General features: G+C 43.8%; 21 protein-coding genes and 1 tRNA gene. 9 read left to right on the forward strand and 13 right to left on the reverse strand.

Annotated features, from left to right (window positions below):
- The first annotated feature begins 6 nt into the window (after positions 1-6).
- The 3 genes from ACZ5EJ_RS03960 to ACZ5EJ_RS03970 all read left to right on the forward strand — a co-directional run bounded on the left by ACZ5EJ_RS03960 (position 7) and on the right by ACZ5EJ_RS03970 (position 2,145).
- Complete coding sequence (locus tag ACZ5EJ_RS03960) at positions 7-186, forward strand: hypothetical protein (protein ID WP_041353454.1); 180 nt, start codon at positions 7-9, stop codon at positions 184-186.
- A gap of 450 nt (positions 187-636) precedes the next feature.
- Positions 637-1,254: an XrtA/PEP-CTERM system exopolysaccharide export protein gene (locus tag ACZ5EJ_RS03965; protein WP_011633975.1), complete on the forward strand. Its 618-nt coding sequence runs from the start codon at positions 637-639 to the stop codon at positions 1,252-1,254.
- 42 nt (positions 1,255-1,296) lie between these two features.
- Positions 1,297-2,145: an XrtA system polysaccharide chain length determinant gene (locus ACZ5EJ_RS03970; protein ID WP_464557519.1), complete on the forward strand. Its 849-nt coding sequence runs from the start codon at positions 1,297-1,299 to the stop codon at positions 2,143-2,145.
- On the opposite strand, the gene ACZ5EJ_RS03975 is transcribed toward ACZ5EJ_RS03970, so the two are convergent.
- Positions 2,142-3,298, reverse strand: a protein-coding gene (locus ACZ5EJ_RS03975) for an IS3 family transposase (RefSeq protein ID WP_160803619.1) whose coding sequence is annotated in 2 segments (ribosomal slippage) — positions 2,142-3,028 and positions 3,028-3,298 — 1,158 coding nt in all. Because the reading frame shifts where the segments join, the coding sequence is not laid out codon by codon here. The two genes, ACZ5EJ_RS03970 and ACZ5EJ_RS03975, sit on opposite strands and share 4 nt — an antisense overlap.
- 8 nt (positions 3,299-3,306) lie before the next feature.
- On the opposite strand from ACZ5EJ_RS03975, the gene ACZ5EJ_RS03980 reads away from it, so the two are divergent.
- Complete coding sequence (locus ACZ5EJ_RS03980; RefSeq protein ID WP_464557711.1) at positions 3,307-4,215, forward strand: glycosyltransferase; 909 nt, start codon at positions 3,307-3,309, stop codon at positions 4,213-4,215.
- Positions 4,216-4,847: 632 nt separating this feature from the next.
- Here ACZ5EJ_RS03980 and ACZ5EJ_RS03985 read toward each other — a convergent pair.
- The 6 genes from ACZ5EJ_RS03985 to ACZ5EJ_RS04010 form a co-directional block, all read right to left on the reverse strand.
- Positions 4,848-5,525, reverse strand: coding sequence for a GNAT family N-acetyltransferase (locus ACZ5EJ_RS03985; RefSeq protein ID WP_083341444.1), 678 nt, complete (start codon positions 5,523-5,525; stop codon positions 4,848-4,850).
- 97 nt (positions 5,526-5,622) lie between these two features.
- Positions 5,623-6,762, reverse strand: coding sequence for a sugar-transfer associated ATP-grasp domain-containing protein (locus ACZ5EJ_RS03990; protein ID WP_074685018.1), 1,140 nt, complete (start codon positions 6,760-6,762; stop codon positions 5,623-5,625).
- A 28-nt stretch (positions 6,763-6,790) separates the two neighbouring features.
- Positions 6,791-7,822 carry an ATP-grasp domain-containing protein gene (locus ACZ5EJ_RS03995; RefSeq protein WP_074685017.1) on the reverse strand — a complete coding sequence of 344 codons (1,032 nt, stop codon included), beginning with the start codon at positions 7,820-7,822 and terminating at the stop codon, positions 6,791-6,793.
- A complete protein-coding gene (locus tag ACZ5EJ_RS04000; RefSeq protein ID WP_083341442.1) occupies positions 7,822-8,955 on the reverse strand; it encodes a sugar-transfer associated ATP-grasp domain-containing protein in 1,134 nt (377 codons plus the stop codon). Before ACZ5EJ_RS04000 ends, ACZ5EJ_RS03995 begins: the two co-directional genes overlap by 1 nt.
- A 34-nt stretch (positions 8,956-8,989) precedes the next feature.
- A complete protein-coding gene (locus ACZ5EJ_RS04005) occupies positions 8,990-10,444 on the reverse strand; it encodes a lipopolysaccharide biosynthesis protein (RefSeq protein ID WP_074685015.1) in 1,455 nt (484 codons plus the stop codon).
- Positions 10,445-10,582: 138 nt separating this feature from the next.
- Positions 10,583-12,349, reverse strand: coding sequence for an asparagine synthase-related protein (locus ACZ5EJ_RS04010; protein ID WP_074685014.1), 1,767 nt, complete (start codon positions 12,347-12,349; stop codon positions 10,583-10,585).
- A 519-nt stretch (positions 12,350-12,868) separates the two neighbouring features.
- On the opposite strand from ACZ5EJ_RS04010, the gene ACZ5EJ_RS04015 reads away from it, so the two are divergent.
- On the forward strand, positions 12,869-14,137 hold the full coding sequence (locus ACZ5EJ_RS04015; RefSeq protein ID WP_464557521.1) for a putative O-glycosylation ligase, exosortase A system-associated: 1,269 nt from the start codon (positions 12,869-12,871) through the stop codon (positions 14,135-14,137).
- A 2-nt stretch (positions 14,138-14,139) separates the two neighbouring features.
- Here the strand turns inward: ACZ5EJ_RS04015 and ACZ5EJ_RS04020 are convergent, their stop codons facing one another.
- Positions 14,140-15,039 (reverse strand): hypothetical protein, encoded by a 900-nt coding sequence (locus ACZ5EJ_RS04020; protein WP_464557523.1) that lies wholly within the window; start codon positions 15,037-15,039, stop codon positions 14,140-14,142.
- Positions 15,040-15,086: 47 nt separating this feature from the next.
- The gene (locus tag ACZ5EJ_RS04025) at positions 15,087-15,590 is read right to left on the reverse strand and encodes a low molecular weight protein-tyrosine-phosphatase (protein ID WP_464557524.1); all 504 of its coding nucleotides are present in this window, start codon (positions 15,588-15,590) and stop codon (positions 15,087-15,089) included.
- A 124-nt stretch (positions 15,591-15,714) separates the two neighbouring features.
- On the opposite strand from ACZ5EJ_RS04025, the gene ACZ5EJ_RS04030 reads away from it, so the two are divergent.
- Positions 15,715-17,460, forward strand: a complete 1,746-nt coding sequence (locus ACZ5EJ_RS04030; RefSeq protein ID WP_464557525.1) for an ABC transporter transmembrane domain-containing protein — start codon at positions 15,715-15,717, stop codon at positions 17,458-17,460.
- Between the two features lie 20 nt (positions 17,461-17,480).
- Here the strand turns inward: ACZ5EJ_RS04030 and ACZ5EJ_RS04035 are convergent, their stop codons facing one another.
- The 4 genes from ACZ5EJ_RS04035 to gpmA all read right to left on the reverse strand — a co-directional run bounded on the left by ACZ5EJ_RS04035 (position 17,481) and on the right by gpmA (position 21,812).
- The gene (locus tag ACZ5EJ_RS04035; protein WP_464557527.1) at positions 17,481-18,242 is read right to left on the reverse strand and encodes a HesA/MoeB/ThiF family protein; all 762 of its coding nucleotides are present in this window, start codon (positions 18,240-18,242) and stop codon (positions 17,481-17,483) included.
- A 28-nt stretch (positions 18,243-18,270) separates the two neighbouring features.
- Complete coding sequence (locus ACZ5EJ_RS04040; protein ID WP_464557528.1) at positions 18,271-19,701, reverse strand: S41 family peptidase; 1,431 nt, start codon at positions 19,699-19,701, stop codon at positions 18,271-18,273.
- Positions 19,702-19,782: 81 nt separating this feature from the next.
- A complete protein-coding gene (locus ACZ5EJ_RS04045) occupies positions 19,783-21,063 on the reverse strand; it encodes a murein hydrolase activator EnvC family protein (protein ID WP_464557529.1) in 1,281 nt (426 codons plus the stop codon).
- The gene (gene gpmA / locus ACZ5EJ_RS04050) at positions 21,063-21,812 is read right to left on the reverse strand and encodes a 2,3-diphosphoglycerate-dependent phosphoglycerate mutase (RefSeq protein ID WP_011634003.1); all 750 of its coding nucleotides are present in this window, start codon (positions 21,810-21,812) and stop codon (positions 21,063-21,065) included. Before gpmA ends, ACZ5EJ_RS04045 begins: the two co-directional genes overlap by 1 nt.
- 198 nt (positions 21,813-22,010) lie before the next feature.
- Between gpmA and tpiA the strand changes: the two genes are divergently transcribed.
- The 3 genes from tpiA to ACZ5EJ_RS04065 all read left to right on the forward strand — a co-directional run bounded on the left by tpiA (position 22,011) and on the right by ACZ5EJ_RS04065 (position 23,288).
- The gene (gene tpiA, locus ACZ5EJ_RS04055) at positions 22,011-22,769 is read left to right on the forward strand and encodes a triose-phosphate isomerase (protein WP_464557713.1); all 759 of its coding nucleotides are present in this window, start codon (positions 22,011-22,013) and stop codon (positions 22,767-22,769) included.
- 18 nt (positions 22,770-22,787) lie between these two features.
- Positions 22,788-23,153 (forward strand): preprotein translocase subunit SecG, encoded by a 366-nt coding sequence (gene secG, locus ACZ5EJ_RS04060; RefSeq protein ID WP_464557531.1) that lies wholly within the window; start codon positions 22,788-22,790, stop codon positions 23,151-23,153.
- 50 nt (positions 23,154-23,203) lie between these two features.
- A tRNA-Leu gene (locus ACZ5EJ_RS04065) sits at positions 23,204-23,288 on the forward strand.
- The last annotated feature ends 7 nt before the right edge of the window (positions 23,289-23,295 follow it).

Raw genomic sequence — 23,295 nt, forward strand, 5'->3', positions numbered from 1 at the left:
AAGAGTATGAAAATTACAGTGCACTATAAATCAGGAGTTTCTCAGGTTTTTATTGTTCCTGCAGAAATACAGGTTACTGAATTTCGGAAAATGGCGGAGGAGGCAGGAGGAGACGTGCTCAAAGTTGAGTTTTCATCTTTTAATCCAAAATCTTACCAATATTATGCTGGCGAAGGGAAATTCTAGGAGATGCTCTGGAAAAACGTATAAAATACACTTATCTTCCCTGTTTCGATTGGTTTGAGTATTGTGGCGCCTGGTAATTATATGCTTGTTAATAAAGATTAAATTTAATAATTCCTGAAATTTATTAAGTTAAAGATAATAATTGGCCAATCGATATAATCTAGTTCCTGTGGTTTGCCTGCGGGCCTCATTTGTGTGCATTAGAATGCTGACGCTTTTTTCTGATAAAAATGAATGATGTTAACTATGCTTGGTTTTTAAATGGTAGACACATTCAGTACTCCTGTAAAAAGATAAAATTACTTTTACAGTCTGGGTGAATATTTATCCATTTGATAAATAAACGTTAATGTGACGTTCTGATTATAGATACATAATGTATGTTGTCACCATTGTTATAGTGAAAAAGTTTGGGTGAGGGCGCTCTAGTCTTTTTATTGAGGGTTTCGTGTGAATATTTCTATTAAAACCTGGATAACTAATCTGTCGGTTATTTTTTATCTGTTTTTGCTCAGTAGTTGTACGACTTATCCGTTACTTGGTACACAAGGGGAGCAGGTCCCGCATGATTATCTGATTGGGCCGGGTGACACATTAAACATTATTGTTTGGCGCAATCCAGAAATATCCATGAGTGTTCCGGTTCGTCCAGATGGAAAAATTACAACGCCTCTGGTAGAGGATTTGCCGGCAAGTGGAAAGACCTCAACTGAATTGGCGCGTGATATCGAAGAGACGCTTGCAAAATATTTGCAGCAGCCAGTAGTGACAGTTGTCATAACTGATTTTGTCGGGCCATTCGGTGAGCAGATCAGGGTAATCGGTGAGGCTTCACAGCCACAGGCGCTGCCGTACCGGGAGGATATGTCGCTGATGGATGTCATGATTGCTGTGGGAGGTTTGACTGATTTTGCTGCAGGAAACAGGGCAAGGATCATTCGGAGCGTTGATGGTAAACAGCAGCAATTTCGCGTCAGGCTGGATGATTTGATCCGGGATGGTGATATTTCTGCCAACGTACCGGTTTATCAGGGAGATGTGCTGGTTATTCCTGAAAGTTACTTTTGATTAATTTGCGTGCAATCGTGATAAATGGCGAGGTGATCCGATATGAGTGATTTGATTGCTCAGATACTGGTTTACATCAAAGGGATTTGGAAATACAGATGGGTTTCAGTTGGATCTGCATGGATTATTGCGGTTGCGGGTTGGTTTTTCGTTTATAAGATGCCGGATAATTATCAGGCATCTGCGCGAATTTACGTTGATACTCAGAGTATTTTGCGACCATTAATGGCAGGGATGACTGTATCACCCAATCCAGATCAGCAAATCACCATAATGAGCCGGACGCTTATTAGTCGGCCAAATGTCGAGAGAATTGTTCGTATGGTAGATCTGGATATTAAGGTCGCAGATGATAGTGCCAAAGAAAAGCTGGTGACCTCATTAATGAATGATATCAAGCTTAAAACGACAGGTAGCGATAATATTTTCATGATTTCGTATGACGACAAGGATCCCAAGCTGGCCAAAGATATTGTTCAAGCTCTGTTGACTATTTTTGTTGAAGGCGGGCTGGAAGGAAAAAAGCAGGATTCTGCTTCTGCGTTACGTTTTATTGATCAGCAAATTGCTGCTTATGAAGAAAAATTGGTTGCTGCTGAGGCAGCCCTGACTGCTTTCAAGCAAAAGAATCTTGGTTTTTTACCCGGGCAGGGTGGAGATTACTATAGCCAGCTGGTTGCGGCGGCTGAAGAGCTGGAAAAAGCCAGGCTTTCCTTGCTTGAAGCTGAGCAAGCTCGTGATGCGGTCAAGAAACAGATAACGGGGGATGAGCCGATGCTGTTACTGGAGGTAGGTGAAGCATCACCACAAAGCATTGTCAATCCGGAAATTGATGCACGAATTCAATCCCTGAATACTGATGTGTCAACACTTTTCTGGACACAAAGTTAAGCAGCATTTTGCTGCAACTCGAAATCAACAGGCGATATATACCCATTAGCTGAATGCAATCGCTCTCGGTTGTAAAACACTTCGATATATTCAAACACAGCCTGTTTAGCTTCTTCCCGAGAATGAAACGTTTGATGATGGATCAATTCTATTTTTAAGGTATGGAAGAAGCTTTCCGACACGGCGTTGTCCCAGCAATTTCCCTTCCGGCTCATGCTTTGTTGGATGCCATGCTGCTTTAGTAATTGCCGGTGACTTTCTGAGGCGTATTGGCTACCCCGATCGGTATGCCATAACAGGCCTTTGTCGGGTTTACGTTTCCAAATAGCCATCTGGAGCGCATCGTTGACTAACTGTGTTTTCATATGTGCGGCCATTGACCAGCCTACGACCTGCCGGGAAAACAAGTCGATCACGACCGCCAGATACAACCAGCCTTCCAGGGTATGAATATAAGTGAGATCGCCCACATATACCTGATTTATCTGATCTATGGAAAACTGACGATCCAAATAATTAGGCGCAATAGGCAATTCATGCTTTGAATGAGTGGTAGCTTTAAATCGACGTTTGGTTTTACAGGCCAGTCCGGCTTCCTTCATTAGCCGGCTTATTCGCCGCCGACCCACGGATCGGCCTTGGTGAGACATAGCTATTTTGAGACGGCGGGTGCCGTATGTATTCCGGCTTTTTTTAAATAATTTTTTTACAATACTGCTGAGTTGCTCGTCTTCTCGTTCCCTGAATGAAGGAATTCGATGCAGCCAATCATAGTAAGCACTCTGTGAGACCTGTAAAAATCGGCACATCGATAACACGGTGAATTCACCTTGATGCTGTTTGATCCAGGCGTACTTCACCGTTGCTCCTTGGCAAAGTACGCGGCAGCCTTTTTTAATAGGTCGCGCTCCTCGGTCAGTCGGGCAACCTCTTTTTTTAGCCGCTTTAACTCTTCATAGAGATGTTCGTCAGTGCGCACTGCCTTTATGTTATCAACCGGTCGACTGTATTTACTGATCCAGGTATGTAAGGTGTTTTCATTCACGCCAATTTCTCTGGCGGTTTGGGCTACAGGTTTATCCGATTCAATGGCCAACTTTACCGATGACTCCCTAAATTCAGCTGTATAGACTTTGGGTTTTTCTTGGATCATTTAAATACATTCCTTCTTTCAGTTATTTTAAGGAATGTGTCCGGTTTAGTGTAGCCACATCAGGACCAGGGGGCGCGCGTAACCACGGTCTGTCATTGGCATCCGGACGCTACATATGGTTCGTTGACTCCGATGACGACATCAATCCCTCCGCAATCGGTACTGTGAGACGCTTGGGTACCTGCGATTATGACTTTATCGACTTTGAGGTGAAACATTTTTCCGATGACGAAGGGCGGATCAAGCCGTCAGCGGGTCTACGAGCGGGCGCCTTAGAACTTCTTGAGGGTGAATATTACACCAAGAAGGTGACTCGCTACTCTCTGTTACACACTGTCGGCTGGCTCTGGACCAAGGTATTTAGGCGAGAATTCCTCGTAAATCATGGAGTTTTCTATCCAGAATATTGTGTTTACGAAGACACGCCGCTATTCTTCTGGCTTCCTTTTATTGTAAAGCGATTCTACAAATCTAACGATGTCGCGTACTTCCATCATCAGGAACAGGAATCTGTTACCAGATCTGTGGGTCACAAAGGTCCTCGCTTCTATGATCGCCTACCTACTGCTTCATACGGCCTCATGCTGACCAGTAGGTTTACTTGTAGTCGCAGTGAGCGCTTGCTCAGTGAGGAAAAGTTCAAACTCATTTTTCTTCTTCATACCCTCAAGATTCTCTACATCTCCGGTGATTGGCTAATGATCCCTCGCGTGATGAGGTTTTACCGAGAAGAGGCACGTCGACTTGGCGTTAGTATAAGCCCACTGCGGATGATTTCTAAAAGCCGACTGGTTTTATTCATTGCTCCTTGGTTATTATCGTACTTATACCCATCCCAGCGTAACTACTTTGATAAGCTTCATCTACACGCGTGGGGGGTACCCATACAATATCCCACATCTGAGAATGTGTTATAAATGGTCCATCCTGAAAACGCGCACTGCGCTGTTTTAATGGACTAATTCCTTTATTTATCGAGCGTATATTTTCTGGGGCGACTACTTATTACAAATGGCGTGCTAAAAATACGGTGGTATGGATACTGAGATGATGAAGCGTTTAAGAGAGCTTGAAGACGAAAATCATCGATATTAGAAATATGTATGCTGAAGAATGATTAAAATCTCAACTGCGCCAGGAAGCACTTGAGGGAAAGTGGTAAAGTTATCTTTACAAAAAAGAGATACACAGGATGTGGTTGAGCAGCAAGGCATCACAATTACATTGATCTGTGAGGCATTTGGTATAAGTCAAACGTGCTACCTCTGGCAACAGAATGGCTCTGGACAATATAATAGGATACCTCGAAAAACCTGTAAATTCTGAAAAGATTTATATGTAGCACATTGATTTTAAAATCAATTTTTTTCAAAAATAGGGTTTTTCGAGGTGGCCAATAACGAACGGTATAACTCAGCTGAAATGTCGGTTGTCCTCGGCATCGATACCTTTACCTGGTAGTAGCTCTGCGATCTGCAACCACTGTGTATCGCTCAACTATTATTTTTTTGCCTATAACAGAGTGATTACGGATTACAGCGAGTCCGTATTATTTAACAACCGAGACAGTAATTCCGGCTTTGCGCAGGCAGCGCAGCAGAAGATGATTGCTGGTACTGACGACTATCCAGCCAATTTTGAACCAGCCACATTTCTTGAAAGTATTCAGTGAAGCGACATTCGTTGAGCGTATATGTGTCACGATCCTGGAATAGCCATGCTTCTTAATATCCTCGCACATCATTTCCAGTAGTAATGCTGCAGCACCTAATCCACGGTAATGGGGGTGGGTGAATAAGTAGCCAAGGAAGACATCTCCAGATGCCAGACCAATATCTAAATCCGTTGGTGAATCGACTCGAATAACAGTGCTGTGGCTGATATTTGTTTGTGATACAACTTGTGTTCCATCAATCAATGCATAGATACTGGCATCGTCTTGAATAAGTTGTGTAACGCCTCGGCCACTTTGTGAACTGATTTGTTCGATCAGTTCATGCGGATGCATGGCAATATCCTGAGTGGAGTTTAGAGAAATAAAGTGGAATGTCTCTGTTCCGGATTTTTTGACAAGAGGCTGTGGCAACGACGCCTGTTGCCGAGTCAAATCAGTTGCGTAGAAAAAATAAATCTCTACTCTACATAGTATTTTAATCAGCCAGAATGCTGCCGCCTTGAACCCTCCCTTATATCTCAAGAGTGCCAGTCTTTCTCGCCAGGCATTCATGATATTGATTTGCTAAATAAAGTAAAAGTAATCATTACCAACCCCAATCACCCCGCCAGGATAAAGTAAGCCATCACATGCGGTGGCTGCTATTCGTTTAGATAAAAATATCAATCTTACGCATCAGGTTAGCCAATTTTTTTTGGGGCCAGCTCAATTGTTCCCAGTAGCGCGGATAAGATTGGCGCCGTACCAATTCGATTTCTTCTGACCAAAATCCTTTGCGATTCGCGTGTTGATGCAGATCTAGATCAGCAATTTCATTGTTTTCGATGATGACAGGACCCCGTTCAGTCAAAGCGATATCCCAATGGTGGAGATTCATCCCCATGAGATAGTTTTCTGCTTGTTCACAAATTTCTGTTAATTTTGGCCAGTCTGGCAATATGTATCGATCGAATGGTGCGCCGGTATCAGGATGAATAGTAACTGCCTCGATCTTTCCGTTAATCTTGCCAACGACTCGAGTGATCTGGCCGTTAGTTATGTTTACACCCCCCAGTAAATTTCCGGAAGCACCATGCTGAAAGTTATCCACCATGTTCGATCCGACAGGAATACGCCATACTGCACTGACAATGGCATTTTTGCTATTAATGCGGGCAGAAGTGACACGTATGCTGCTGACGCGAGGGCCACAGACACGCTCAATTTCCGGGTGTGGTTTGAGCTGTTCTTGAAACAGAATGCCGTGTGAAGATTTTGGGTTGAGTGACTTGATCCATTCAATCACGTTATGTTGCTCGCCGTTCAAAAAAACGATGCTGTCTGATTCCGGTGAATACTTTTGTAAGCCCAGAGCCCCCCAGCCATAAGCACTATGACTAGGTTTGACAAATAATGGGTAATGCTGGGGGGTGCGGAGATAAGCAGCAGTTTCATCGATATTGTTTAATGTAATGGCACCCGGCAAATTTCTACCATCGAGATCATATACTGCATGAATTCTGGGCATGGGGAGGTCCGTTGCCATCATGAAAAGTGTCATCGGTAACTTTTCGCCCAGCATGAACCAGCGAGTGTCATTACACACATAGTTGAGCCGGTATTTACGGCCATTTCCCAGAAATTTATTGCGTTCTTCAGCGCTCAGGTCATCCAGTTCATGCAAGCGATAATCAATATACTCTTGAAACAACAAGCGCTGCGAACCAAAGCGCATGCGCAGCACTTCAGATAATGTTGCGAAAGGTGTCTTGCGAGCACGTTTGCCAAACAGGATATTGAGAATATTCATGCGGTGCCTTAAAGTGATTGAAAGAACATCAATGAAATTGAGTGATGAAATCTTCCCAGATTGCATCTTCCGGTCGCATGGAGCCCTCAACCCAAACGGGCTGCGAAGCCTGATCAGATAATTTCCAGTGTCCCGGGCATTTCGCAATCGCCCACCCTTCGTAGTAATAACTAATTTCTGCGATGACAGGCTCGCCGTTTCGTCGCAGAACATCGACAGCGAGTGACTGGGTTTGCAGTATTTTTGCCGTTTGAAAAGCAAGGAGAAGTGAATCCAATGGAATTTGAGTGGGATCCCAATCTATGCGGCCGCTACCGCTTGCCCGAAAATCTCCTGGTCGATTATATCGTTTGAATGCAAAGGCACGATTACCGATGATGGTTATACGGATATCAAAGTCATTTCCAGGCAGGAACTCTTGGAGCAGCAAATATCCTTTATGAAATTCTATATCTGTTTTCTGTGATAGAAATATCCGTGCTGCTTCTCTTGCACGCCTGGCGAACCAACGGAAGGGCAGATTGGCTGGTGGCAGTGCGTACATACCGGAATCAAACAGTGCATAAGCGTGGTGGCTTGCCTCACGGCTGTTATGTACAAGTTCAACATTCGTTGAAACGATACCGGAAGATAATTTTAGTACCAATGGATAATTAGCCGAATTAATAAATTTATCCGCCTGTGATTTTGACCAGAATACCCAGGTTTCGGGAGTAGGGATGCCTGCCAGTTGCAGAAGATAAGATTGCGCTACCTTATCGTCAAAATGCCATATCGTATTATGATTGGGAAATGTTGGGATTTTATTGATATGTGCCAAGGCTGCGATTAATCTGCGGCCGGGGCGGCTAACCGAGAGTGGTTGGCCAAACCACCACATGAACCCATCACAATCTTTGAGTTGATCCAGCCAGTTAGTCGAATCAGAGAAAATATCGATATCTTGGGTTGTGATGTCCCGCTGTGCAGCCAGCTCATGCCAATGTGTCGAAAAGGACTGCCAACGGTTACTTGAAAGATGTTGGTGATCGTGTTGAATGGCGATAATTAGTTTATGCATTATCGTAAAGAATCAAATTTTTTCAGGAAGGGGGTAATTTTTCTGGTGATCCACGAGAGTTCACTTAAGTAAGATCGATAAGAGTAAGCAAGTACTTCTTCGAGTTTCGGTGAACGAAACCCTTGTCGGTTTGCATATTGATGGACATCCATGTCACCGAATACGTTAATTTCCGTAATGATGGGGCCTTGGTCAGTCAGTGCAACATCCCAGTTTTGTAAGTTAAGTCCAATCATGGTTCTGCCCGCCAGCATCAATGTTTCAACGATACGTTCCCAGTTCGGGATTATGAACCCTTCGAACAGGTAACCTGAATCCGGATGGCAGGTTACAAGGCTAATTTTACTGTCCTTCCGGCCATAAACCTGAGTTACTCTGCCAGTTTCTATATCGATACCACCGAGTAAATTGCCGGATACTCCATGGCAAAAATTATCCGTCATATTTTTCCCAACCGGGATTCGCCAGCATGCACTAATAATTTCAATTCCTTTTGCGGTGCGGCCTGTCGTTACACGCAAGCTGGAGATGGCTTGACCACAGATACTGGCGAGGATCTTTCCTGGTCTTAACAGCGCCTGGAATAGGATGGTTTTTGGCTGCTGATCAATTTTATGAGCAAAACTATCTAGCGGCTCCCTATCTCCGTTGATATAAATCAGCTCTCTGGATTGTTTATCATAGCCCTGAACTCCGGATGCACCCTCCCCAAGCATTCCGTCATCCGGTTTTATGAATAATGGGTAAACTGCCTGGTTGGTGAGATATTCAATAACAGTAATTTCATTACTTAATGCCGCTACGCCAGGTAAGTAATAAGTGGAATTTTTGTCGTAAATCGCGTGAATTTTAGGTATTTGGAATCCACCACCCATCATGAATTGTGTGAATGGAATTTTGTAATGCAGCATGAACCATTGTTTTTTATTGCAGCGGATATGCAGGCGCCATTTTCTGTCTTCCCCGATGAAACGTTTGCGTTCCTCTGTGGTTAGCGTCTGATCCGTATGTAGTTGATAACTTATATACTCTCTGAGTGATAATCTGTGCCCGCCAGCCCTCATGAGTAGAGCTTCATATAATCGACCAAACGGTTCCGGGCTTTCACGTAAGATAGTCAGTAGTTCATGCATGGCAATTAGATTCCTAAAGATCTTAATGAAAACATCATCGGCGAACTAGATCAATAACCTCATGGTAGCTGCGTTTGTTGAAAAACAATGTAAGACTTCCATATACCAGTATTCCAGTGACAATCAAAATCAATAGTTTTGCCCATTGATCAACATGATCTGCTAGCAGTATGGCTGTTGCCTGTACTGCCAGATACATTCCAATGGTGGTGCCCATGGCTGGCATCATGGCATAAAAAAAATCAGACAATCGTAGCTCTATTACCCGGAGCATACGCTGGATATTGATAAAAAATACTAATGGATAAGCAATAACCCAGCTTAGTGCAACGCCCTCCAACCCCCAGTTGCAGCCAATCAGGAAAGCGATCGGCATAACGATTGAGGCCAGGAGTACATTTCTCATGGTGACATCAGGCCTGCCCAGCGCATCAACAGCAGAAGGCAGGAAATTTGCAATCATACGTAAAGGCATCATTAGTGCTAGCAGTTGCAGCGGCAATATTGCGTTATGCCATTTTTCTCCAAGGAACAGCTGGACTATTTCATCAGCAATACTGGAAATTCCCCATAGTATGGGGAAAGCCACCAGGCTAAGCATTCGGGCTGCTTTAAGTATAAAACTACCAAATTGTTCACGATTATCCTGGATTCTGGAAAAGACAGGAAATGCAACCTGATTAATGATTGCGGAAATTCGCTGTACAGGTAATGAAGCAAGCTGCATCGCAATAGAATAAACCCCGAGCGTTTCCTTGCCCAACAATTTGCCGATAATGGCAATGTCTGCCTGGGTATAAAAAAACCAAAGTAAACGCGATAAGGTGACATTTCCACCAAAAGACAGAAGATTACGTATACTGACTATAGAAAATTTTGGGAGAAAATGCAATGGAGCTACAACGTTCATTGCGATTACGCTGAGTATGCCGGCGAACAGATTCCCCAGAACAAGCGCCCATACACCAAATTGTGCGAATGCCAGTATCAGTGTCAGTATGCTCCCAACGATCGTCGTTAAAAAGCTAATCAGTGACAAACTTCTAAATTTCAGCTGGCGATACAGCTGAACGCTGGGAAGCGTACCGAAGATAGTCAATAAAAATTGAAGTGACAAAACATGCAAAATCAGTATTAATCTTTCCTCATCAAAAAAAGCTGCAATGAAAGGAGTCAACAGATTGAGCAATAGCAGCAGACTAATATTTGCGATGATGACGATGGCAAATACACTGCGTAAAGCAGTTTCGTCAAGATCCTGTTTCTGAATCAGTGCAGGGCCAAGCCCAGCCTCGGACAACATCAACATGAAAGCAACAAATACCGATGCCATGGCCAGCAGGCCGTAGTCTTCTGGTGTCAGCAAACGCATCACAACAAGCGTGATTGCCCATGTAATGACCTGTGCTCCTAGCTTTCCACCCGCCGTCCATTTGAGCCCTGTCAATACCTGCTCGCGCACTGTCGTCATATGATGGTTATTTCCCATTGATCCGATGAAGTTAAATCCAATTTAAAATCTGCGGATAAACATTCATCAAGATTTTTAAGTTCGGTACCTATTGGTAAAAGAGATGAAGTGCGGTGGTGACGAGTACAAGAATCTCTCTTTTCTTGTTTGGCGCTATTAAATTTGATTCTTATTTGGTGCAACTTTAGACCAGTATCGATATAAAATTCCTGGGGTTTGGAGCAGATATGAGCGATCACTTTGTCTGAACCGCATCAGAATTGTCCATAGACGTAGGTAAAAAAGGTTCAAATACTGGTGTGAGAACACCGAATCTCGACTAAGCTCTTTTGCATATTTCAATGCATGCAGTTTGTTCTGTCTGGTTGCTTCAGTACTTGAATTCCATTGATATGTAAGGCCCTCTGGTTGGGGCAGTGGGCAAGGCATGTGACCTGGATATGCTTGCCATGGCACTTCCAGCACTGCTTTAGGAAAATAGCTCAACCATTCCATATAGAAAACATGGCGTAGAAAGGGATCTATCGGGAGTTTAATGATTTCTGCAATAAAGTTGGAATCAAAAAATGGGAGCTCAAATTCCACCCGTCCCAAATCTATGTTCTCAAAATGATTAAACATATGTCGACGCTGATCATTCAGCATCAGAAATAAGTAAAAAATCCGTCCAGGATCACCTGAATGGATTGAATCCAGCTCAGATCGGATTCCATCATTGAGGAAATTAATTAGGGTTGAGGCTATCTTCGGTTTCAAAAGCTTAGTGCTTATCCCGCAATTATTATAGGTAAAAAATTCTTTCTTTGCCCTCCCCATATCCTTTTTTCGTGAGGCTTGGATAATTTCTGGATTTAGATATACATGCCCAAGGCCTACGCTACCTCCATCACCAGACCAGATAACACGGGGCTTAGGTAGCTTCTTGTCCGTGTAAGTCGTTGAATTTATCCATTTGTTTACGGATAACTTGTGATATGAATCTCGCTCATCTTGTTTGCCTATCTGCAGATGGGTATGATGAGTTCCCAGCTTTTCAGCGGCAAGTTGCCCAAATACCTGATCCTGACTACCAAGTGGGGCAAAATTGGAGGTGACTATCGCTACATCAAGACTTCTCAGTGCGCCAACGATGGCGCGAGAATCGAGGCCGCCGCTTAAAAATGCCGCGACAGTTTTTTGTTCCTGCAGCCGTATTTTGACCGAATCAATGAATATTGTATGAAGGTGTTTAGCAGAAGTACCTATGTCACTATCACTAGTTTTTTCGATGGGTAACTTATCCCATTCCCAGTACTTTTGCCGGTTGATTGTTTCGTTTGAGAAACTGATTGTTTCGCCGGCATAGAGCGTAAATATATTTTCATAAGGGGAACGATCGGATAGCGGATAACCAAAACACGCAATTTCTGCCACTCCCTGAAGATTCAACGATTTTTTCTGGAAGGATAAAGCTTCCAGAATTCGTAATGCAGTCGAGAAAATGATGAAATCGGGCAATACCCAATAGTAAACAGGCCGGACACCAAGCTTGTCTGTTACTAAGTGAAGTCTACTGTTTGCATATTCGTAGATGACCGCGCAGTAGGTTCCGCGACAAGCATAAAGAGCATCCAGTTTTCCGGCTGCCAGATCAAATGCCAGATTTTGCAGACTTTCCGCACGCGGCCCTGGCATCATACTAGGGTTAGCTTGATATAAGGGGTCACCCGCCGCAAACGCAGTCAGCTCCTTGTTAGAAAAACTTCCTGGCTGTTTCAATACATCGATATCAACTTTTGCGAGATAAATCCCGTTATCAGTAAATTCTATTACAGCATTTTTATCATCAGGATGACGTGATATTGCCGTTCGAAGCTCACTTATAAGCGAATTAGGTATAATTTTATCTTTATGACGGGCGAGAATCCCTGCAAAAATTGTCATTGGGAAGTAGTAAAAAGTGAACAAGTAAAAATAGAAAATATACCCATCAATTATTTTTTAATTGTAGAGAGCTCTTGCTGTAAAGATGGTTGCAGCTAAGGTGTGGCAATCGTGCCATTTCAATAAATTTAAAGATATTGATATATACCCTATCTTATACAACTTACACTTAAATCATTTTAATAAAGACTGGCATCTTTCTGCGGATATTATCGTTCTAAAATTAATACAGTTTCTTGTTAAATAACCTGTTTAGATGAGGACTTTATTCTATCCTGTTTGATTTTAACTAGGAATTCTGGGAGCAGTCGGTCAAGTTTTTTAGAGCAAGTGGATTTGACGATAAATCTTGATTTGGCGAGGGATAGCAGGTAATTGTCCAGAATGGATCGCTCGATGCAAATTAGATTTGAACCTGTAGAATTTCTGATCATGAGTTTCTTATGATTGTTTTTTATTCACAACATTGCTCCTGTATGCCATGGTTGCATGGTGGTGCATAACTAACGACTACTAATCTTGTCTCTACGCGATATTATTATAGGTATTATTGTCCTGATTGCAGGATTATATGCATTACGCCGTGCGTGGATCGGGCCATTGCTCTGGACGTGGTTGAGTACCATGAATCCTCATCGTTACGCATGGGGGATGCTCGCTACCGCTCCGGTTGCCGCTTATGCTGCAGGTGTGACATTACTCGGATTAGCTTTTACTAAAGAGCGGCGTTCACCTTTTATAGGTCTGCCTGTCACTGTTTTTGCCTTCTTTGTCATGTGGATAACTTTATCTTGGTTGATGGGGCGTGATGTATCAGAGGATTACTGGCAATGGAGTAAGTGTGTGAAAATTTATCTAATGATATTCGTCACCGTTGCTTTACTCCAAACCAAAGAGCACATCATGGCGTTTGCCTGGGTTCTGATTGGATCACTGGCAATATTAGGCGCTAAGGGGGGGTTTTTTACACTTATAACATTGGGGAATTACCGTGTATGGGGTCCCCCCGACTCTTTTATTGCGGGTAATAATGAGTTTGCTTTGGCTTTGATCATGATTATCCCTTTGGTATATTTTTTGCAATTTCAGGTTACGCAAAAGGTATGGCGTCATGCGCTTAGTGTGGTGATGTTGCTGTGTGCTGTTGCTGCTTTCGGATCATATTCTCGAGGGGCTTTGGTTGCTATTGCAGCTATGGGAACCATGTTCTGGTGGCGTAGCCCGAAGAAAGGAGAGGTAGCAATATTTATCTTTATTATTGCGCTAGCAATGATACCCATGCTTCCGGAACAATGGTGGGCGAGGATGGATACTATTTCAGAATACCAGGCAGATGAATCAGCTATGGGGCGGTTAAATGCATGGGGTGTAGCGTGGGAGGTGGCGTTACATAATGTATTTGGTGGGGGGATGAGCTATCAATACCAAGATTATTTTCTGCTTTATGGAAAATATGAGTCTATTGTGCGAGCAGCACACAGTATATATTTTCAGATTTTGGGTAATCATGGTTTTATAGGGCTATTCCTCTTTCTTCTTTTGTGGATAACCACCTATCGCGATGCTGGATGGTTAAGAAAAAATGCACGTAATGAACCACATACTTTGTGGGCTGCTCAACTGGGAGCGATGGCGCAAGTCAGTCTAGTTGGGTATGCAGTGGGGGGGGCTTTTTTAAGCCTGGGCTATTTTGACCTGCCTTATAATCTTATGGTATTGGTAGTAATGACTAAAAAATGGGTAACTTCTAAGGCGTGGCAGTGTGAAAAGGTAAGTCATAAGCCTTGATTTTACTTTCTTCCTAAATTTTGTATAGCTTGTTTCGCTTGTCTTATGTACTCGCCTCCGGAAAATCTATTATCCCCGATGAAATGGATAAGTTTTGCGTGAGCAATATTGATCCCTGGCTTCCAGTAGGGATAGTGTTCGAAAGGTAGCATAAGAGCTTGATCGGAGTTAGCGATCAGAAAATTCGATGCAACTTGTTCACTTCCCCACTGTTTCCATGTATCCAGTCCATCAAGTAGTTGCTCCATCGACTTTGAGAATTGTTTCAAATCCTCAATCATTACTGAATTTCTTCCGAATCCGGCAAAACCAGAGCATCCCCGGACATAGCGTAAACTCTCGGCACTTGGGAGCTTTCTCATGGCACGCTCCGCCAAGATTTGCACATGGCTGCTATCAATGTTATCGGCAAAAGTTGCTGTCTCTTGTACAGGCGCCACCGTACGTCCTTGAAGAGTGGAGAGCGTAAAGCATCTATTTTCTCTGACACAAACCGCAACTTCATCAGGATAATCGCGGGTTACAGTATCTGAATCGAGTTGAACGATATAATCATCAGTGCAGCGGTTTATAATGCTCACTAACCTTTCCCATGTCCCTCCTGTTGGACAACCCTCAGTTGAAATATTATGAGTCGATATGAACTCAGCTGCACCCAAATGATGAGATATGATTTCTTTATCTGATCTTGTAAACCCATCGTCAATCACTATAAAACTTTTCGGCCGTACAAAATAAGCGAACGATTTTGCTGCGATTAAAAACATAAAGAGATCGCGGTGGTAACTTTGACTCAGTATAACTAAGTTGCTGGTTGGGTTACAATTTACAGGCGGCGTTTTAAGAATATCTTTTACAGTAAAATCGAAAATCTGTTTTTTGATCCTTTTTAGAGAAATCATTTTTGCATTATCCTAATTTAGGTTATAGCAATTACCGGGGAAAAGTGTTATCTGGTGAGTTCTTTCTCAAAAATATGCCTTAATAGCCCCTGACTCGCATTTTCCACCAGGTCCAGCACTCTTTCGAATCCATGACTGCCCCCGTAGTAAGGGTCAGGCACTTCCTGGTGAGTACTCCATTGATTGCCGTATTGTAAGAACAGTCCTAACCGGTCAACATATTGTGACGGACAATCTTGCTGCAGTTCTTCCAGGTTGTGATGATCCATTGCCAGGATATATCGGAAGCGTGAAAAATCTTCTGGTGTGACTCTTCTGGCGCGCAAACCTTGCATGCCATAGCCGCGTTTTAGGGCAGCCTGTTGTGAACGCCGATCCGGTGATTCGCCAATGTGGTAAGCGTGTGTCCCAGCAGAATCAACATGGATGAGGTGTTCCAACCCGGCAGATCTGACATGGTGCTTGAAAACTGCATCCGCAGTAGGCGATCGACAAATATTTCCCATGCAGACAAATAACACGCTAATTTTTTCTACCTTCAGATGCTCCATTTATCTTGCTGTTATAATTAATTAGGGGTTCTGCAATTATACCTTTGATCATAAAAAATCATAATTTCCATTTCTGACTTCTTTATCTGCATGATCTAAGATTTACCACCAGGATTTATTCACGATGAGCAATCGTTGGCAGGCTGTTTTGAAAACTGCTGCTTTCCTTAAGCCCTATAAATCATCAATGGGTTTCAGTCTGCTGGCATTATTTCTGACTGCCGGGATTACACTTTCGATCGGGCAAGGCATACGGCTACTGGTGGATCGGGGGTTTGCCACGCAATCTCCTGAATTGCTGGCTCAGTATGTTTTAATCTTCCTGATGCTCGTAGTGCTGCTTGCAATAGGTACGTTTACTCGTTATTACTGGGTGACTTGGCTGGGTGAACGGGTAATCGCAGATATACGACGTAAAGTGTTTGCGCATCTAATTGATTTACATCCGGGGTTTTTTGAAACTAATCGTAGCCTTGAAATTCAGTCTCGTCTGACTGCAGATATGACTTTGTTGCAATCTGTAGTAGGTTCTTCTATTTCCGTTGCATTACGTAACCTGATTATGTTGATTGGTGGTGTGATCTTGCTATTTATCACTAATGTCAAACTGACCATAATCGTTATGCTCAGTATTCCGCTGGTCATCATACCTATTTTGCTATTTGGTCGCCGTGTGCGTTTACTGTCGCGCCAGAGCCAGGACAAGGTGGCGACTGTTGGTGCTTATGTTGGAGAAATGCTCGGGCAAATTAAGACGGTACAGGCATACAACCATCAAGCAGTGGATAAGATATATTTTAATCAATATGTGGAGGATGCATTTCTCATTGCTCGTCAACGGACATTACAGCGCGCCTGGTTGATCGCAGTGGTGATTGTTCTGGTATTCGGTGCAATCGGTGTGATGCTTTGGATCGGTGGTATGGATGTAATTGAAGACAAAATCAGCGGCGGGGAGCTGGCAGCATTCATTTTTTACAGTATTATCGTTGGCTCGGCAGTAGGATCGGTTTCGGAGGTGCTGGGTGATTTACAGCGTGCTGCGGGAGCCGCAGAGCGCACCATGGAGTTGCTGGAGGAGCCCTGCCAAATCTATTCACCCGCTAATCCTTGTCAGTTGCCAGTGGTGACAGGCAATATTGTGTTCCAGCAGATATATTTTGCTTATCCGTCAAGGCCAGAAATACAGGTCATCAATGATTTTTCACTGACTGTGCGGTCAGGTGAAACGTTGGCATTGGTTGGCCTCTCAGGTGCAGGTAAGTCAACTTTGTTTGACTTGCTACTGCGTTTTTACGATATACAGTCGGGTAGTATCAAATTAGAAGGCATAGATATCCGTGATCTGGATTTGTCTGATCTCAGACGCAGCTTTGCATTAGTGTCCCAGAATCCAGCATTGTTTCACGGTAGCATCGAACAGAATTTACGTTACGCACATCCAAATGCTACAAATGCCGAGATTGAAGCAGCTACCAAGGCAGCCTTCATACATGATTTTATTCTGTCATTACCACAGGGTTACCAAACCAATCTGGGCGATACTGGCTTGGGGTTGTCTGGTGGTCAGAAACAGCGATTGGCCATTGCGCGGGCTATTCTGGTGGATGCTCCAATTTTATTACTGGACGAGGCAACCAGCGCATTGGATAGTCAGAGTGAGAGCTGGGTGCAGCAGGCGATTACCAGATTAAGTGCAGATCGGACCACTCTTGTTATTGCACATCGTCTAAGTACAGTTGTTACTGCTGATCGCATTGCTCTTATCCATCATGGTCATCTGGAAGCGTTGGGGACGCATGCGGAATTGATGAAGTCCAGTGATCTCTATGCGCGCCTTGCCATGTCACGGTTCCAAACATCTGGTTGATATTATTTATTAAATATTAGCTATTTTTTCGCTGAAGCTGAGCCACATGCAGGACATTGTGGATCTTTTTTCAATTTGAATGAGCGCAAGTGCATGGCTAACCCGTCCAGGAGAAGTAGGCGGCCATGGAGTGTTTCACCGATTCCCAGTAAAACCTTGATAGCTTCGGCAGCCTGAATACAGCCGATAATGCCTGTTAGTGGGGAAAATACGCCCATTACGGCGCATCCGGGATCATCACTATCTCCCGAGTCAGGAAATAGGCAATGGTAACAGGGGCTATCACTCTGACGCAGATCGAATGCGGCAACTTGCCCGGTGAACCGGACAGCTGCGCCTGATATCAAGGGTTTACGATGATCCAAGCAGGCTTGGTTGAGTATGTGGCGTGCCGAGAAATTATCACTGGCATCAATTACGACATCGACACCACTAATTTCCCTGTTTAATAAATCAACAGTGGCATGTCGTGCCAGGGGGATAATTTCTATTTCTGGATTGATGCGCTGCAGTGTATTTCTAGCGGAATCAGTTTTAAGCTCACCAACCGAAGCCGTGTCGTGCAGGATCTGGCGTTGCAGATTAGTCAGATCAACCCGATCATGGTCACAAATAACAAGTCTTCCAATCCCGCTGGCGGCAAGATAGAGAGCAGAAGGAGAGCCTAATCCACCAGCTCCAAGAATGAAAACACTGGATTGTATTAGTTTTGTTTGACCGGAAAAATCAATTTCCGGTAACAAAATGTGGCGGCTGTAACGTAACAGTTGTTGATCATCCACGTTGCTCCGCCACCTTGTTCGGAATGAATTAGCCTTTCGTTGCCTTGGCTGTTTTGTGTTTGGATTTTTGAGACATGGATTTCAGGTGATTAATTGCTTTGGTCAACAGCTGGTCATCACTGGATCCGAATTCCATAGGCTCATGATTTATTGGTTTCTTGTTTGTCTTATTCTTTGATTCTTTGGAAGATTCAGTACCTTTTTTCTTGAGGGTTGATTTCTTACCGGTACTTTCTTCTTGATTATTGTTTAAATGGCGGTTGAGATCAACCTCTCTTAACAGACGAGAGTTGTTATCAGTATCTTCATCCAATATATCTGGTGTGATACCTTTAGCCTGTATCGACTGACCATTAGGCGTGTAATAGCGCGCTGTTGTTAGCTTAATGGCAGTGTTATTGCTAAGAGGCAAGATGGTTTGTACCGATCCCTTGCCAAAGGTTTGGGAGCCCATGATGATGGAGCGTTTATAATCCTGCAACGCACCTGCAACGATTTCCGATGCGGAAGCAGAGCCGCCATTAACCAACGTTATCATTGGTATGGTCTTGATACTCTGCGGCAAACCTGCTAGAAAATCGCGACCAGTACTGCGGAGATAATATTCGGGGTTTGCACGAAGTTGCATTTTGGCGTCATTGGTACGTCCCTCTGTATAAACTACCAGTGCATTACTTGGCAGGAAAGCAGCTGAGACTGCTACCGCACTATTCAGTAAACCACCTGGGTCATTTCTTAAATCCAGCACCAGGCCTTTCATGGGAACCTTGCTTTCACTGTAAAGCTTGGTAATGGCTTCAGCCAGATTTTCTCCCGTACGTTCCTGGAACTGGGTAATGCGTACATAGGCGTAACCCGGTTCAATGAGTTTGGATTTGACACTCTCAATTTTGATCACATCTCGAACAAGCGTGAATATGAGGGGTTCAGCTTCCCCTTCGCGAATAATGGTGAGTGCAATCGAAGTATCTGGTTTCCCGCGCATCCGTTTAATGGCGTCGTTGAGTGTCATGCCTTTAACAGCTGTATCATCAATTTTTATGATGAGATCACCGGTTTTGATGCCCGCACGGTATGCAGGTGTATCTTCAATCGGGGAAATAACTTTGACCAGCCCATCTTCCATTGTTACCTGTATGCCTAATCCGCCAAATTCCCCTTGCGTCCCGATTTGCAGTTCTTTGTACTCTTCACTGTCCAGGAAAGCCGAGTGCGGATCCAGTCCGACCAGCATTCCATTAATCGCCTCGGTGATCAGTTTCTTGTCTTCAACAGGCTCAACGTAGTCACTCTTGATACGCCCGAAGACTTGTGAAAATGTGCGCAACTCCTCAATCGGGAGTGTTTGCAATTCTTGCTTGATTTCCTTATCAGCAATGGCGGAGAAGTTCAAACTGACCATGACCCCGGCAATGATGCCGACAAAGACTAAACTGATTTTATTCATAAAATTACGCATGTGGTGTATTTGCTCTGCCCTTTATCTTTTCGGAAGAATTTATATGTACTTATTAAAATATTTACTATCAGCTTTTTGAAGCTATTCTATTTTTACCCAGCCCAGTGGATCAAAAGGCTTGCCTTGATATCTGAGTTCGAAATACAAGCCTGATTCAGCATTTCCACCACTGTTGCCGACTATTGCTATCGTATCACCACTTTTAACTTTATTGCCCACCCGTTTGTAAATCGCTTCGTTGTTGCCGTATAGGCTCATGTAATGGTTGCCATGATCCAAAATCATTAAATTTCCAAACCCTCGTAACCAGTCGGAAAATATAACTTCCCCACTTGCAATGGCCTTGACTTCATTGCCTCCTGAAGAACGAATAAACAATCCTTGCCATTTTATACCACCATTTTCGCGCGGGCTGCCGAAGCAGTTAGTTAGCTCCCCCCGGACGGGTAGTCGCAATTTTCCTTTTAGTGCAGCAAAAGAACCCTTTTGTTCAATGGCATCAGGTAATTTATTATTACGCAATGCAGATTTATTGTTTTTGTTGTTTGATTTTGTGGGATTGCTTTTTTTACGAGCAAGCTGTTTATTGAGTTTCTCAATCAGCTTGGAAAGACGCTGTTCATCTTGTTTCAGTTCGTCAATTTTTTTTTGCTGACGAGAAACCTCTTTGGAGAGTGATGCGAGGATTTCTGATCGTCGGTTTTTCTCCAGTTCGAGTTGTTGCTTTTGATGGAGCTGCTCGTTCCGGATTTGTTCAAGAGATTGATTTTGAATGCGGCTTGCATGAGCCAGTGTATCCAGATCAGCCAACTGGTTACGTAAATTATCGATATTTTTGGAGCGAGCCTGTGCTATGTATCTATAGTAGTAAAAGTTACGAGTAGCTTTGCCTGGATCTTGTTGCTTGAATAATAATTGTAAATATTCCCTATGCTTTGTCAGGTGCTGATAATAAATTAGCTTTCCAAGCTGCGTTTGTCCAGCGCTGGCTTTATCCCGGAGCTGTGCTGATTTTTTTTGTAAGCGGGTAAGCTTGTCTTGTGCATTTTTTTGCTGGCGCGTAAGCTGGGAAAGTTTGTTGTGCAGATCGCTTATTGATCGTTCGGAATCACGAAGTGCATCAGCTGCTCTGATCTTGGAAGATTTTTTATCAGTCAGGTCTTTTTGCAGGACGTCGATACGAGTGCGCAGATCATGCAGCTGTTTTTGATTATCCAAATTGGTTTGAGGAATCGCATACAGCAGAGGAGATGAAAATATATTTACTAAAAGCAGAAGATAAACAGTCCTAGGTAATATCTTCCCTATCCCCGGGAAGTAATGTGGCGCTGATGTGAAATCTGCAATGAAACCAGCAAACATTAAGCTCCGGCTTTATCCTGATTCGCGACAGCTGATATTGCTTCCCCAATTACGCTGTCATTACCCAAGTAGTAGTTCGTTAGTGGTTTCAGGTTGTTATCCAACTCATAAACCAGAGGAATTCCTGTCGGTATATTGCAGTTCAAAATATCTTGATCTGAGATATTGTCGAGATGTTTAATCAGAGCGCGTAGCGAATTCCCGTGAGCGGTGATAATCACTTTTTTTTCTGCCTTAATTTGCGGGGCGATTGACTGATTCCAATAGGGAAGAAATCTTGCCACGGTATCCTTGAGACTTTCAGTAACCGGAATATCACCGGAGGGAAGGCCGCGATAACGCATGTCAAAACCAGGGTAGCGCTTATCATCGGTTGTGATGGAAGGAGGGCGAGTGTCATAACTGCGTCGCCATATGAGTACCTGTTCATCACCATACTCCTTGGCTGTTTCTGCTTTGTTCAAGCCTTGCAATGCGCCATAATGACGTTCATTGAGCCGCCAGTTAAGTTCGATCGGAGTCCACATCTGATCCATTTCATCCAGTGCGATCCACAGCGTGCGGATGGCTCGTTTGAGTAGCGATGTATGCGCAATGTCGAAGGTAAAACCATTTTCGCGAAGTAGTCTTCCGGCATTTCTAGCTTCTTTGAACCCTTTGGGTGTCAAATCAACATCGGTCCATCCTGTAAAGCGATTTTCCTGATTCCAGGTGCTTTCTCCATGACGTAGGAGAACAAGTTTTTTCATGTCGGCCTTAGAGTTGAGCGGGGAGAAAATTACATATAAGTAACTTTTGTAGTTTAATATATTTTACCTTAAGGTGCAGCAAATCAGGACTGATCCGATCTTAATAATCCCCCATTTAGTTGAGAAACTCGGGCATTGACGCGATCCGGTTTCGCAGGTAGCATCCTTGGGTTTATGGATTTAAAGCTGAGGGACAGGATGGCGCGTGCGGGGTTTGTGGCGGGAAACTGGAAAATGCATGGTAATTTGGTTCAAAATCAAGAATTGCTTGCCGCAATTGTTTTGGGTATTCCGTCATTGCAGAATGCGTCTTGCGCGGTATGTGTGCCTTATCCCTACTTGGCGCAAGCGCAATCAGTGTTGAAGGGTACGCATGTAGCATGGGGGGGGCAGAATATCAGTCAGCATCATCAAGGTGCTTATACCGGAGAGGTATCGGCAGGTATGCTGGCCGATTTTGGTTGTCGTTATGTAATTGTGGGCCACTCGGAGCGGCGGACGCTATACGGTGAAGATAATCAGGTGGTTGCGGAGAAATTTCGCTCCGCCCAGGAGCAATCGCTAGTACCAATACTCTGTGTCGGAGAAACGCTGGCGCAGCGTGAGGCAAATGAGACCGAGCAAGTGATAGCTAGGCAGTTTGATGCGGTGATTGGTCTGGTAGGTGTTAATGCGATAAAGCAATCAGTTATTGCATATGAGCCGGTATGGGCAATTGGTACAGGAGAAACTGCTACTCCCCAGCAGGCACAGGATGTTCATGCATTTGTAAGGAATCGAATAGCTGCACATAACAGCGAAATTGCAGCAGATATCCAGATAATTTATGGCGGAAGTGTGAAAGCAAATAATGCGTCTGAATTATTTGCGATGCCTGATATTGACGGAGGGTTGATTGGGGGAGCTTCGTTGGTTGCTGCAGAGTTTATTTCAATTTGTTTCGCAGCGCAAAGTTGAACGGGGATAAAGTATATTGTGGAAACACTTATTTGGTCAGTACATATCATTGCAGCAGTAGTTGTTGTTGTTTTGGTTCTGTTGCAACAGGGAAAGGGCGCAGATATGGGGGCGGCGTTTGGAGGCGGTTCTTCCGGGAGTTTATTTGGTGCTAGTGGATCTGCTAATTTTTTAAGCAGGATGACTGCATTGGCAGCTACAGTTTTTTTTGTTACCAGCCTGACGCTAACTTATTACTCAAATGGTGATAAAGACGAAGGAAGTATCATGCAAAAACTGGAGATGAAGTCGGATAAGGCGGCTGATTCGACCGGAAATGTTGAAAGTTCAGGTGCGGAAAACGAAAGTGGCTCCACATCAAGAGCTGGTGAAATTCCGGAATAACCTTGTATTTCCAGTATAGAGGCATTGGAAATAATAGAATAAGTTTATTCGCCGACGTGGTGGAATTGGTAGACACGCCGTCTTGAGGGGGCGGTGGCGAAAGCTGTGCGAGTTCGATTCTCGCCGTCGGCACCAGGCGAGC

The sequence above is a fragment of the Nitrosomonas sp. TNE100 genome, from assembly GCF_055387135.1.

Bases quoted from the DNA above. Each gene is read 5' to 3' on its own strand.
- ACZ5EJ_RS03960 (WP_041353454.1), top strand. From the start codon at position 7: ATGAAAATTACAGTGCACTATAAATCAGGAGTTTCTCAGGTTTTTATT.
- ACZ5EJ_RS03970 (WP_464557519.1), top strand. From the start codon at position 1,297: ATGAGTGATTTGATTGCTCAGATACTGGTTTACATCAAAGGGATTTGG.
- ACZ5EJ_RS03985 (WP_083341444.1), bottom strand. From the start codon at position 5,525: ATGAATGCCTGGCGAGAAAGACTGGCACTCTTGAGATATAAGGGAGGG.
- ACZ5EJ_RS03990 (WP_074685018.1), bottom strand. From the start codon at position 6,762: ATGAATATTCTCAATATCCTGTTTGGCAAACGTGCTCGCAAGACACCT.
- ACZ5EJ_RS03995 (WP_074685017.1), bottom strand. From the start codon at position 7,822: ATGCATAAACTAATTATCGCCATTCAACACGATCACCAACATCTTTCA.
- ACZ5EJ_RS04000 (WP_083341442.1), bottom strand. From the start codon at position 8,955: ATGCATGAACTACTGACTATCTTACGTGAAAGCCCGGAACCGTTTGGT.
- ACZ5EJ_RS04005 (WP_074685015.1), bottom strand. From the start codon at position 10,444: ATGGGAAATAACCATCATATGACGACAGTGCGCGAGCAGGTATTGACA.
- ACZ5EJ_RS04010 (WP_074685014.1), bottom strand. From the start codon at position 12,349: ATGACAATTTTTGCAGGGATTCTCGCCCGTCATAAAGATAAAATTATA.
- ACZ5EJ_RS04020 (WP_464557523.1), bottom strand. From the start codon at position 15,039: ATGATTTCTCTAAAAAGGATCAAAAAACAGATTTTCGATTTTACTGTA.
- ACZ5EJ_RS04025 (WP_464557524.1), bottom strand. From the start codon at position 15,590: ATGGAGCATCTGAAGGTAGAAAAAATTAGCGTGTTATTTGTCTGCATG.
- ACZ5EJ_RS04030 (WP_464557525.1), top strand. From the start codon at position 15,715: ATGAGCAATCGTTGGCAGGCTGTTTTGAAAACTGCTGCTTTCCTTAAG.
- ACZ5EJ_RS04040 (WP_464557528.1), bottom strand. From the start codon at position 19,701: ATGCGTAATTTTATGAATAAAATCAGTTTAGTCTTTGTCGGCATCATT.
- ACZ5EJ_RS04045 (WP_464557529.1), bottom strand. From the start codon at position 21,063: ATGTTTGCTGGTTTCATTGCAGATTTCACATCAGCGCCACATTACTTC.
- gpmA (WP_011634003.1), bottom strand. From the start codon at position 21,812: ATGAAAAAACTTGTTCTCCTACGTCATGGAGAAAGCACCTGGAATCAG.
- tpiA (WP_464557713.1), top strand. From the start codon at position 22,011: ATGGCGCGTGCGGGGTTTGTGGCGGGAAACTGGAAAATGCATGGTAAT.